Consider the following 12,653-nt stretch of genomic DNA (forward strand, 5'->3'; position numbering starts at 1 on the left):
AACGCATTCGGGCATCTGCTGTTTGCTTGGATAGCCTGATTAATTCGAAACTGGTGTGTTGTTTCATTGCTAAAAAAGGTGAGTAACGGATATAGCAATTAGATCACATTTTTTCGCGGAATGGTATAATTGACCACGCAGGCGGCCGCCCGACTATTGTGAAAATCGTAAAGCACGATATTGGGGGTAGGATGGTTTGGCTCAGGTGAATCTCGACCTGAGCAATACACCCACATGTAGCTGTTCACCTTATCGGATTTCACCACCTTTAATGGCGTTTCATCGGCAAACAACGTGGGCTGCGTTAACAGCTCGGCTTTAAGCCGTTCCACCAGTGGTGCAAACAGTGTGGCGGATTTGTCTAACCAGCTGCTCATGGTCTGGCGACTGAGCTCAATACCGTATTGCTTGAACATCGCTTCCTGGCGATAAAGCGGTAACCCGTATTGGTATTTACTGGTGATAAGCTGACTGAGCAAACTGCTCGTTGCAATGCCTTTGTTGATAGGCATTGCAGGCATTGAGGCTTGCTTTATCGGCGTATTCGTCGAGGATTTATCACAGTGACGGCACGCGTATTTAGGCCGAATGTGCTCAATGACTTTTATTTGCGCTGGAATAAACTCAAGCTTTTCTGACTTATCTTCACCCATTTTATGTAGCTCACCGCCACAACAATCACAGGTTTTATCTTCAATTTCGTGGATAACTTGCTCACGGGGTAAGTCTTTTGGCAGTGGCTTACGCACCGGTTTTTTGCGGGTATAGCTAATGGATTGTTGCTCAGCCTCAACGGCCTCAATAATCTCTTCCACTTCATTGAATAACTCGCCTTGCCCTACAAAGCCTTCAGCACTTTTGCCAAATTGTTTTTGTTGGGCCAGACGCCAGCGTTCTTCTAGCGCAGCGATTTGCGCATCTTTTTGTAAAGATAATTGCCGCTCATTTTCGAGCAGTTTTTCCAGTTCAGCAATGCGCTGTTGAAGGGCGAGTACATTTTTCATGACGCCTATTTTAAGGCGTAACCAGCGGGTTTCCAGTGCTAAATGAACATCCTTTGATGATCATCAATCGATCGCAAATATTAAAGTAATTGCTTACCTGCTATATCAATTTTACTGTGGCCAATGACATCATACCCCCCTAATAACCAGTGTAATTGTTGCTCGGTTAATGTCATGGTGGGTGACATGAGTTTGGGCCATTTGAACTTATGCTTGTCTAATCGCTTATACCACAGGGCAAAGCCGGTATTATCCCAATAAAGCAATTTGAGTTTGTCACGGCCTTTATTACAAAAGACAAATAGCGCACCACTGAGCACTGGGAGTTCAAGCTCTGCTTCCACTAAGGCGGCTAATCCATTAATCGATTTACGAAAATCGACCACATCGGCACATAAATAAACGGTGGGCACATCAACAAACATCTTCATGCCATTAGCCCTTTAATAATGGTAACGATATCGGTCGTTGCTAAATTGGCAGGAAGCATGAGCTGGCCTGTGCGGGTATCATACTGCAGTGCATTTTGATGAGTGTACTCGCAGACGTCAGTGGTGGTTTGTTTTAGTTGAATAAAGCGTGATGATGTAGCGCGCTTTGGTAAGGTTATTTTTTGCTGGTTCTCAGCCTGTAAAGCACGTTGTTTATAATAAGTGGTAATCGAGACATTATGATGTTGGCAGAATTCAACATTAGTGCCTTTGAAATTGCTACGCTGCTGAAGTAACCCTAGCCACTGTGCCGCTGTTCTGTATGTTTTCATCACCTGCTCCAAATTTATCATTGAGCAGGTATTTTCAAATAGGCAGATTAATGATGCGAGGTGTGGTTTGCTAGACGGTTACGAAAAGACTAAAGATAGAGCGGTAGTTCTGTTGGTTAAGGCTTTTTAATAGAGATAGCGGCCTGTCACGCCGGGGGTCGCGGGTTCACTCTTATTGCAAGCAACGTCCGCTCCGCCAGCTTAAGATAAAGGCCTTTGCAGCAATGCAAAGGCCTTTTTCGTATTTAACACGGGCGAAAAGACTAAAGATAAAGCGGTAGTTCAGTTGGTTAAGGCTTTATATTAGAGATACCGGCCTGTCACGCTGGTGAGGCGCTGGTTCACTCTTGCAGCTATTAGCATTAGCTCTGCCAAATACATCTTCATTTAAAAGAAGGTTGTTTGTATCTGAAATTTAAAAGTCATTAATAAGTTCAATGTGCGTTTTTACAAATATTGATGAGATGGCCAATTTATGTTGGATAGTTGTAATCCATTCATTTAGCTAAGCGTTATTTTAATCCAAATCGATCTATTTTCTTGCCATTCTTATATCGCTCCCCTAACTTAAGTGCCAATTGATTGGGATAAGGAATGACAATGAAGTTAGAAATGATTTGCACAGGCGAAGAAGTGCTTTCTGGCCAGATAGTTGATACCAATGCTGCCTGGGTTGCTAATACCTTAATGGAGTTGGGTATAGAGATGCAGCATAGAGTAACGGTTGGTGACCGCCTTGATGATCTTATCGCTGTATTTAAAGAGCGCAGTAAGCATGCTGATGTGATTATTGTTAATGGTGGTTTGGGGCCAACCAGTGATGATATGTCTGCATTAGCAATGGCAAAAGCGAAAGGTGAAGAGCTTGTTGAAAATACTCAATGGCGTGAACATTTAGAAGATTGGTTTGCGCGCAATAACCGTGTGATGGCTAAAAGTAATTTAAAACAAGCATGGTTACCAGCATCTGCTGTGATGGTCGATAATCCTGTTGGTACAGCCTGCGGTTTTAGAGTAAAGCTCAATAATGCGTGGCTGTTTTTCACACCTGGTGTACCTTTTGAATTAAAACAGATGATTAGGGAGCAATTTATCCCTTTTATTAGTGAAGAATTTGGTGTTCAACAAAAGTCAGCTTTAGAAAAACTGCTCACAATAGGTCATGGAGAGTCATCTCTAGCAGATACCTTGTCTGATATAACGTTACCCGAAGGGATTGAGTTGGGCTATCGGTCTTCAATGCCACATATAGAGATTAAGATTTTTGCCCGTGGTGATAAAGCGATACGTCAACTTCAGGATGTTACTCGACAGGTTAAAGGCGTTCTGGGTACGGCTGTTGTAGCCGAGAATCGCCCAACACTGGCTGCCGAAATACACCATAGATTATATCAGTCTGGTTTCAGCCTTAGTGTGGCTGAATCTTGTACTGGTGGCATGATCACCAGTCAACTGATTGATTTTGCAGGAAGCTCATCATATTTGCATCATGGTTTAGTGACCTACAGTAATGAGTCTAAAGTGAAAGTGCTTGGCGTTAATCCACAGATTTTAGATGATCATGGTGCAGTGTCGATCCCTACTGTTGAAGCGATGGCGCAAGGTATTCGAGGCATTTTAGACAGTGATTTTGCATTAGCGACTAGTGGTATTGCTGGCCCTGATGGTGGTACTGATGATAAACCGGTCGGAACGGTTGCAATTGCATTAGCGACTAAACATGGCGTGTATAGCCAGATGGTGAAACTACCCAAACGCTCACGCCAACTAGTTAGAAGTATGAGCACAGCAATAGCTTACGATATGCTTCGTCGTGCATTACTAGAAGAAGCCGTTATTGTCGATTACCCATCAATTCCACGATTTGCCAAATAAGTTTCATTTAGCTTGCTTACTCTTAAAGTAGGCAAGCTATATCGTAACGCTATCAGTTAACTGCCTATTTTTTGCTTTTTGATAAAAGTAAGCCACAGTCAGTAAAATTACCCCGATTAACATAAACGCAACTATTTTTTGTATTAGTTCAAAAGATGCCATATCAACAAAAATGACTTTGATACATGCAAAAGCAAACAACAAGGTTGCTAATCTAATCAGGCTTGCTTGATGAGGTCGTAAGCTGATAAACATGACGACACTGGCGTGCACGACTAATAAAACTGCGCTCATCGGTGCTGCAATACTTTTGTTGAATTGGTAACTCCAAAGCACATAGCTGGTGACTAATAACGCATGCCATGCCCACGTTAGATATACACGAGAGATAATTTTACTGTGCACCCTAATGCCCAATCTAGGTTTGAGTAAGTATCTTGCGAGTAGTGCTAATACTCCCAATTCGGCTACATTAATGAGCATGTTATTGAGGTTAAAAGCTAACTGGGTTTCTGTGTGAAAAAAAATGGGTAAGATGCTACAGGCGTAAATAGCCGCATACGCAAGGCTGTAACCTGGTGCTAATGCTTGTTTAAAATGCTGCCCGATACGTGTATCTCGTTCGCTAATCACACTGAAATATCCACATAAGACTAACGCAGTGATAGCCCACGAGGGATAAACTAGACTAGTGAGGGTTTGGCTTAATACTGCGATGACCAGGGCCATATAATATGGCGCAATATGCCATTGTAGCGAAGTAGCTAGTTGCCACTTTTTTGATAACTGAACATAGCGCCAGCTTATAAACCCAATAAATAACAAACCAAGAACTAATGCGATAAATCCTTGCCATAGTTCTGCTAAACACATTGCCGTAGTAATCATGATTGCTAACACAGTCAGTATTTGCGTTTCATAGCGAAGACTCTTGTGATTAACAAAGTAAGCTAATCCTAGGCTTACTAGGCTGCTACACCATAATGCAATAGCTATATAGTCAGGATAACTCCGCATGATTTTAGGTAATAACAGTAATGGTAACGCCAAATAACAAAGCAATTGAGCATAATATGCAAAGCGGATTAATTTGGCATTAACATAATATTTTTTGTACCAATAATAAGCGAGTAACAGTCCAATAAATAGCTCAATACGAGCTAATTTAGCGTTCATCGCTTGGTCTGTAAAACTCAAGCTATTGGCATCTACCATCCCTACAATCACTAATCCTAGTAGAGGAATTTGCACTAACCAAGCTAATACTTCGCTAAAGCGTAGCGTGTGTTTAGCGCTCATGTAAATCAGTAATAGGCTAATCAAGGGTAGGGTGTTTAACCAATACTCATCAGAGACAAAATAACAAATAACTAAGATAGTTACTGAGTAAAGCACACCAAGCAGCTCGCGAATAAAGTGAACAGCTAGGCGATCAAACTTCATTAAATCAATTTGATACTGACTAATAAGCTTTTGAGCCATAAACGTCAGTGCGCAAGTGAGTAACATCGATAGGCTTAGTAATGCCTGATAACTTAATATACTTTGCTGTGGGTAATGTGATTGTGTTAGTACATCGAGCAGATTAATAAAGCTGCTGATAATACCTAACACTAACAGCACATAAGCTTCAGCTCTAATTGGACTAAATCGGTGTTTGCAGCCTATCCACAGTAACAATAATCCCTCTAACAACAGCACGAGTCCCATCAGTTCAGCACTGAGTAAAAAGAGTGCAGCAAAGCCGGCAAAGCTACCTGCAAAAGCAAGTGCTAGAGCGCTGATGTCTTTGTCGCGTTTTAAGGCCCAATACAATAACGTACATAAAAGCGCATTTACCGCAAATAACTCACCCGCAAAACGGCTCCACTCTGTCAGTGTGTAAAGGATAAATATCATGAGTGCGACAGGCACCGCGAGTAAACGTGGTGTCAGTGACGACTTAATGACAAATAATAAGCTGGCAATACTGTAGAGATAAAATAACCCGTTAATCGCGACTAATGTCAGGGCTATTTGCCAGTCAATTGAATCAAATGGTAATAGAATAAACACACTAAGCACTTGGATACAGGCAATATGCAGTAGAGCGGTCACTTCAACTAAAATTGGCCAGGCTAACTTATGGCTTTGTACCATAGAGCAAATGCCAATAAGTAATAAGTAAGGTAAATAGAGTAATGGAGCTTGCCCGCCATCGAGCAACATTAATGGCGCCAACGATCCGCCTAATAAGGCGATAATTGCAACCACTTTGGTGTCGAGTTTAAATGACAAACCATAACCGAGTAAGGTATTAAGCAGTAATAAGCCAAAGCAAGCAGTGTCAGGAATAAGGTTGAAATAAGGCCCGAGGAAATACAAACACAAGTAGTTAAGAATAAGCCCAAGACCCACTAGCCCTGAACCAAAATCTTCCATTCCAGCGCGTTTATGTCGAATAAAAATACCGCCAGCAATAATACTGTTAGCTACACCAAGCCCAAATAAGGCTTTAGCTAATTCTGACAACCAATTGTTAATTGAAAATTGTAATAAGTAGCCAAAGCCTAGGGTAAGAGTGATGATCCCTGCTACGGTCATCAAAAATACAGGGCCTAAGCCTTTTGCTTGGTAGTGTTGATAGAATTGCTTTGCTTGATCGGTTAACCCAGAAAGAGGTGCAAGTGCAGATGCGCTAAATTCACCAATAGCGTTGGCTAATTGTGAAATCATTGCGCTGAGTGCGCTTTGTCTTGCCGGTGAATTAATCGGTTGTATGGATTGGGGTGTTGTTATGGATGCTGTTGATACTGAGTCATTGACGTTGGCAGTTTGTCGTTCCCAGGCAGAAGTCGAATATTGAGGTTTATCGGCAACAATACTGCTGGCTAAATCGATTGGAGAGCTTTCATGCACTGGATTGAGTAAATTATTGGCTAAGTTACTTGGTTGTTCATTGCTAGTTTGCGCTTGTACTTGCTGGGTTAAAGCATCAAGTTGCTGGCTGAATTTAGCAAGCTGCTGCATGACATCAGCTTGCTGCTGATCTTGCTGCGAGATTAACTCAGCCAGCTGAGCTTTTAACTTAGTGACGTCATCCATTAACGGCATTATTTATCCCATGATTATTGAGCAGTTCCAATATTGCCAAATGATTGTACGTGGTTCTAATTGATTAGGAAATGTTCAGTTTTTGATAGTTGGAATAAATATGAAAGATTTCAAAAGATTCTGCGCAATAAAAAGCACCTCGAAAGGTGCTTTATTAAAACTAAAAAATTAAAGCGTTAAAACTTAACCACTAATTTACCTTGCTGAACCGCAATCTCTTTAGTCATCTTGGCCATTAATGCTTGATTACTGTCGCGAGTGTCTAAGGTGTACACCGGCTGGGTTTCAAGGTAATTACGTAAAAACCCCATTAATTGCGGTGTTGCCTGACTAATATAGCGTTCAATATCGACCGGCTCTGACTCAATTTTGACTAAGTCTAGCTGGCGCAGATAAATGCTTTTAGTTTCGCTGTCGTACCAAGGTACCGCCTCAAACGTGGTTTTCAACTTAGCATGGATCGGCATCAGTGGGTTGTTAACGGTTATCATGGTAGCGGCTGTCACCGCCATGGTATTTGGTTTTGCACCAAGTACCACTTGCATGTCATTTAGCTTAAGTGACACACCAATTAACTTGTTCCCCTGCTTTACTTCAAAATGCATGTCGTTGTTAAGGTATTGCTCGATTTCAGACTCGGTAATACTGTACTGACTGGCACAGCCAGTCAGTAACAACAATAATCCAAGTCCGAGGCTTTTAACCAAGGTTATCATCCAGTGTTTCTCATTCCTGCTGCAACGCCGGCAATGGTCAGCATAAGCGCTAGCTGAACAGATGCAGACGGTTCCACTTCTTTACGCGTACGGGCTAATAGCTCGGTTTGTAAAAAGTTTAATGGGTCTATGTAAGGGTTGCGCAGTTTAACAGATTCGCGGTTCCATGGGGTGTGCGACATTAACTCGGTTGCTTGAGTGAGCGATAATACAGCATCAATACCCAATTGGAGGCGTTGACGCAGCTTTTCACCCAAATGATGCAACTCTGGTTTTACTAAGCATGACTCATAGTATTTAGCGAGATTAGGCTCTGCTTTGGTGTAAACCATTTCTAGCATTGAAATACGGGTTTCGAAGAATGGCCATTGGTCTTCCATTTCACGAAGTAGTTCAAGCTCGCCGCGTTCTGCCGCATCTTGTAATGCTTCACCAGCACCTAACCAGGCTGGCAACATTAAGCGGTTTTGCGACCAGGCAAAAATCCATGGAATAGCACGCAAACTTTCAATGCCACCATCAACTTTACGCTTGGCAGGGCGACTACCTAATGGCAGCTTGCCTAGCTCAACCTCTGGGGTCGCCGCGCGGAAATAAGGCACAAAATCAGGCTCTTCGCGCACAATGCCACGGTAATGTTGAACTGATTCTTCAGCAATACGTTGCATACATTCGCGCCAGGCTTTTTTAGGCTCAGGAGGAGGTAATAATGTGGCCTCCATTACTGCTGATGTATACAGCGCTAAGCTTTGTACGGCTAATTTTGGCAAGCCAAACTTAAAGCGGATCATCTCGCCTTGTTCTGTAACACGAATGCGGCCATCAACTGACCCCGGTGGTTGCGATAAAATGGCCTTATGAGCAGGTCCGCCGCCACGGCCAATAGAACCACCACGGCCATGGAATAACATCAGTTTAACGTCGGCCTTTTTACATACAGCCACCAATTGCTCTTGAGCACGATATTGCGCCCAAGCCGCTGCCATAACACCAGCGTCTTTAGCTGAGTCAGAGTAGCCAATCATCACCTCTTGCATGCCTTTGGTGTAACCACGATACCAATCAATGTTCAGTAGCGCTGTCATACAGGCTGCTGCGCCCTCGAGATCGGCAAGGGTTTCGAATAATGGCACGACACGCATAGGGTTTGTGCAGCCAGCTTCTTTGAGCAGCAGCAGCACAGTGAGCACGTCAGAAGGCTTACTTGCCATCGAAATAACGTATGAGCCAAGTGCGTTAGCGGGTTGCTTCGCGACCAGGTTGCAGGTTCTCACCACTTCAGCAACGTCGTCAGTAGGCTTCCAATTGGTCGGGATTAATGGACGCTTGCTGGTTAACTCGCGTAATAAAAACGCTTGTTTTTCGTTTTCATCCCAGTGATTGTAATCTCCCATCCCGAGGTAGCGTGTTAATTCAGCAATGACGTCGCTATGGCGTGTTGCATCTTGACGAATATCAAGGCGCAGCATGTGAATACCAAAACAGGCCAAACGGCGTAAAATATCTAACAATAAACCGTTAGCAATTAGCTTCATACCGCAGTCGGATAAGCTTTTATAAAGTAGCTCAAGCGGTTGCTGTAAATCAGACTTATGCCAAATTAATTCGTTGGTATCCGTGTCAGGATGTTTGCCTTCTAGGCGCGCATTAAGGTAGTCAATGGTGTTACGTAATTGACAACGTAACTTGCGCAATACATCGCGATACGGTTCTTTACTGTTATCGGTGAATGCCAATAACTCTTCGTTTGCTTGTTCCATAGACAGTTCGCCAAGTAAAGCGACAATGTCTTTTAAGTAAAGTCTTGCAGCGGCATGGCGATTTCGGTCGAGCACTTCTTGCGTTACTGTAGACGTTACGAAAGGGTTACCGTCGCGGTCGCCCCCCATCCAGCTTGAAAAGCGCACAGGAGATACATCAATGGGTAGCTGTTGACCGGTTTTTTGCTCAACTTGATCGTTAAGTTGGCGTAAAAAGTCAGGGATGGCTTGCCATAAAGAGGCTTCGATGGTGCTTAAACCCCAGCGGGCTTCATCTACTGGCGTTGGGCGCTCATTGCGAATTTCGTTAGTGTGCCAAATTTGTGCAATAAGTTGACGTAAACGGAGTGTACTTTGGCTGCGTTCACGATCTGTTAGTTGGCTGTTTTCTTGCTCGGTTAAACAATCAACTACAGCGGCATATTTTTGAATTAACGTTCGGCGCGATATTTCAGTTGGATGAGCCGTTAGCACCAAATCAATGTCTAGGTTTTTTAGGCATGCAATTACGTCTTTTTTATCTAAGTCAGTATCAAGCATACGCCCAAGTAGTTGCTCTACAGGGTCAGGTACGCATACCAATTCGTCGCAGTTGCGACTGATGGTGTGAAACTGTTCGGCGATATTGGCTAGGTTTAAAAATTGGTTAAATGCTTTTGCAAAAGGTACCAGTTCTTCGTCTGGTAAAGCAGTTAATAACGCCAACATTTGCTCGCGAGACGCTTCGTCACCTTGGCGAGATTTTTTCGCTAAAATTCGAATTTGTTCTACTTTTTCTAAAAATGCATCACCTAAATGGTTTTGCATTGTCTCGCCTAATATCTGGCCTAAATGCCCCACATTTGATCGAAGTGACGCATACATATCTGCCGTTTGCTCTGCCATACTTACTCCCGAAAAAAAGAACGATCTTGCCAATATCTCTTACATCACAATACCCAGCGTATCTAATTTGGTCAATACACTGGTAGGGTGTTTTGTAATTTTATTTCGTAAAAATATTACATTTCTCGTACATTGTTAACTCCAAACTAACAGCTATTTGATGCACGCGTGGTAAATCATTTTTTTAATCAATTCTACCGTTGGTGTTAAGTATTCTAGGCCAATAAACTCATCTGGCTGGTGGGCTTGATTAATGCTTCCTGGGCCAAGTACCAGGGTTTGGCAGCCAAGCTTGTTAATGTAAGGGGCTTCTGTCGAGTAGTTAACAACCTCTGCTTCATTACCCGATAATTCAGCAACCAGTTTGGTCCATGGGTTATCTGCTTTTCCTGCAAAAGACTCGGCACCAGGGTATAGGGTGCTGACGCTAATACTGCCAGGATACTCTTTGCTGATGTCAGCTAAGTAGTTCAATACCATTAATTCGAGTTCTGCTAACTCCATACCCGGTAATGGACGAATATCTAAGTGTAAATCGCAGCATCCACAAATACGGTTAGCCGCATCACCGCCGTGTATATGGCCAAAGTTCATGGTTGGGTAAGGCACAGTAAAGGCATCTTCGCGATAGTTTTCACTTAAATGCTGTTTAAGCTTCATCAGTTGGCTAATCACTTTATGCATCACTTCAATGGCATTTAATCCACGAGCAGGATCTGACGAGTGACCACTGCGACCAATAACGCGGATCCCTTGAGCTAAATGGCCTTTATGCATATAGACAGGTTTTAAGCTGGTGGGTTCACCAATAACTGCGTAATCAGGCGCAACCACTTTTGATTCGGCAAACGCTTTAGCGCCACTCATGGTGGTTTCTTCATCGGCGCTAGCAAAAATAGTGAGTGGACGTTTAAATTGATCCAGTGGCATGTCTTTTAACGCTTCAAGCACTAACGCAAAAAAACCTTTCATGTCGCAGGTGCCTAAACCATACCAACGATTGTCTTTTTCAATCATCTCAAACGGGCTTTGGCTCCAGCGACCCTCGTCAAACGGTACGGTATCTGTATGGCCAGCCAGCAATAGCCCGCCGCTGCCCTGGCCAATACGCGCGATTAAATTTTGTTTATTGCGTGAATCTTCAACTGTTGGGGTTTCACACTCAAAACCCAGCTCGCTAAACCAATTTTGCAACAAGTTGATAACTGCATGGTTACTCATATCGTTTTCAACTTCGAGTGCGCTAATCGATGGCGCTGCAATCAGCTGCGTAAAACAACTTTTAAGATCAGGTAATGTACTCATAGACCATCCTAGAAAATTACATGTAAAATACTTATTCACATATATTGCATAATTAATAATGTGTGTTAGTCTAGCAAACAGCATTAACCGACACCAATAATTGAACGCTGCACATGAAAATAAATATCTGCTTTTTGACAGTTAAAACCACTATATCAATTATCAACGTGAACTTCCTGCGACGATAGCACCAAATTAGACGTCCCTTGTCTAAATGGGCTATGCTGACTCTTGTCTTTAACTACTCAAAAGAAACAAAACTTATGAAAAGCATCGCAATTATTGGCGCTAGTGGTTACACAGGCGCACAAATTACTTCGTTGATTAATGCCGACAGTAACTTAACGGTTCAAGGTCTATATGTGTCGGAAAACAGTTTAGACAAAGGGCGTAAATTAGCCGACTTGTACCCTGCATACAGTCATATGGCTTATACGCTTTCTCCACTAACAGATGAAGCAAAACAACAAATCGTAGACCAGGCCGATGGTGTGGTACTTGCGACTGAACATTCAGTTAGCTTGGAGTTAGCGGCCTGGTTTTACAAAAAAGGCTTAGCCGTATTTGACCTCAGTGGTGCATACCGCTTTGCAGACGTTGCGCAATACCCTAAATGGTACGGCTTTGAACACACTCACCCAGATGTGTTAGCCCAAGCTGTGTATGGGTTAGCTGAATGGAATGCTGAGCAAGTTAAAAATACCAGAATGATCGCTGTGCCAGGCTGCTACCCAACGGCGTCGTTAACCGCCCTAAAACCCCTAAAGCCCTTCTTAACTGACATGTATCCTGTGATCAACGCTGTCAGTGGTGTTACAGGCGCAGGCCGTAAAGCACAGCTGCATACCAGTTTTTGTGAAGTGAGCTTAACGCCATACGGTGTATTAGGTCACAGACATCAACCCGAAATTGCCACCCATTTAGGTCAAGAAGTTATTTTTACACCTCATTTAGGTAATTTTAAGCGTGGGATCTTGGCCACGATTACACTGCAGTTAAAACCGGGTACAACTGAGGCCGATGTTGCCAAAGCGTATAGCGTGTACGACAACGCCCCCATCGTAACGGTAAAACACAATCAATTTCCTAAAGTGGATGATGTGGTTAATACACCTAATTGTCACCTGGGGTGGAAGTATGATGCCAACAGCGGCTATTTAGTCGTTGCCAGTGCAATTGATAATTTAATGAAAGGCGCTGCAAGCCAAGGGCTGCAATGCATCAAGATCCATTTTGGTGTGTAATTAGGTCA

The 12,653-nt window shown here is 43.1% G+C and carries 8 protein-coding genes and 1 pseudogene; 2 read left to right on the plus strand and 7 right to left on the minus strand.

Features of this window, described 5'->3' with window-relative positions; all coding sequences use genetic code 11:
* Positions 1 to 125: 125 nt before the first annotated feature.
* The 3 genes and pseudogenes from tnpC to IEW93_RS16445 all read right to left on the minus strand — a co-directional run.
* Positions 126 to 1,004 (minus strand): annotated as a pseudogene (tnpC, locus tag IEW93_RS16435) (IS66 family transposase); the annotation flags it as partial.
* A gap of 80 nt (positions 1,005 to 1,084) precedes the next feature.
* Positions 1,085 to 1,435 (minus strand): IS66 family insertion sequence element accessory protein TnpB, encoded by a 351-nt coding sequence (gene tnpB, locus IEW93_RS16440; RefSeq protein ID WP_188740375.1) that lies wholly within the window; start codon positions 1,433 to 1,435, stop codon positions 1,085 to 1,087.
* A complete protein-coding gene (locus tag IEW93_RS16445; protein WP_188740376.1) occupies positions 1,432 to 1,767 on the minus strand; it encodes an IS66 family insertion sequence element accessory protein TnpB in 336 nt (111 codons plus the stop codon). Before IEW93_RS16445 ends, tnpB begins: the two co-directional genes overlap by 4 nt.
* A gap of 600 nt (positions 1,768 to 2,367) precedes the next feature.
* Between IEW93_RS16445 and IEW93_RS16450 the strand changes: the two genes are divergently transcribed.
* Complete coding sequence (locus IEW93_RS16450) at positions 2,368 to 3,642, plus strand: CinA family nicotinamide mononucleotide deamidase-related protein (protein ID WP_188740377.1); 1,275 nt, start codon at positions 2,368 to 2,370, stop codon at positions 3,640 to 3,642.
* 36 nt (positions 3,643 to 3,678) lie between these two features.
* On the opposite strand, the gene IEW93_RS16455 is transcribed toward IEW93_RS16450, so the two are convergent.
* The 4 genes from IEW93_RS16455 to argE form a co-directional block, all read right to left on the minus strand.
* Positions 3,679 to 6,735, minus strand: coding sequence for a DUF2339 domain-containing protein (locus tag IEW93_RS16455; RefSeq protein ID WP_188740378.1), 3,057 nt, complete (start codon positions 6,733 to 6,735; stop codon positions 3,679 to 3,681).
* A gap of 176 nt (positions 6,736 to 6,911) precedes the next feature.
* Positions 6,912 to 7,451: a YceB family lipoprotein gene (locus tag IEW93_RS16460; RefSeq protein ID WP_188740379.1), complete on the minus strand. Its 540-nt coding sequence runs from the start codon at positions 7,449 to 7,451 to the stop codon at positions 6,912 to 6,914.
* Complete coding sequence (ppc, locus tag IEW93_RS16465) at positions 7,448 to 10,096, minus strand: phosphoenolpyruvate carboxylase (protein WP_188740380.1); 2,649 nt, start codon at positions 10,094 to 10,096, stop codon at positions 7,448 to 7,450. The genes IEW93_RS16460 and ppc overlap by 4 nt, the downstream gene beginning before the upstream one ends.
* A 153-nt stretch (positions 10,097 to 10,249) precedes the next feature.
* Positions 10,250 to 11,401, minus strand: coding sequence for an acetylornithine deacetylase (gene argE / locus IEW93_RS16470; protein WP_188740381.1), 1,152 nt, complete (start codon positions 11,399 to 11,401; stop codon positions 10,250 to 10,252).
* Positions 11,402 to 11,664: 263 nt separating this feature from the next.
* On the opposite strand from argE, the gene argC reads away from it, so the two are divergent.
* Positions 11,665 to 12,645: an N-acetyl-gamma-glutamyl-phosphate reductase gene (gene argC, locus IEW93_RS16475; protein WP_188740382.1), complete on the plus strand. Its 981-nt coding sequence runs from the start codon at positions 11,665 to 11,667 to the stop codon at positions 12,643 to 12,645.
* Positions 12,646 to 12,653: the final 8 nt, after the last annotated feature.

This window comes from Shewanella inventionis, assembly GCF_014641855.1.
Lineage (GTDB): Bacteria > Pseudomonadota > Gammaproteobacteria > Enterobacterales > Shewanellaceae > Shewanella > Shewanella inventionis.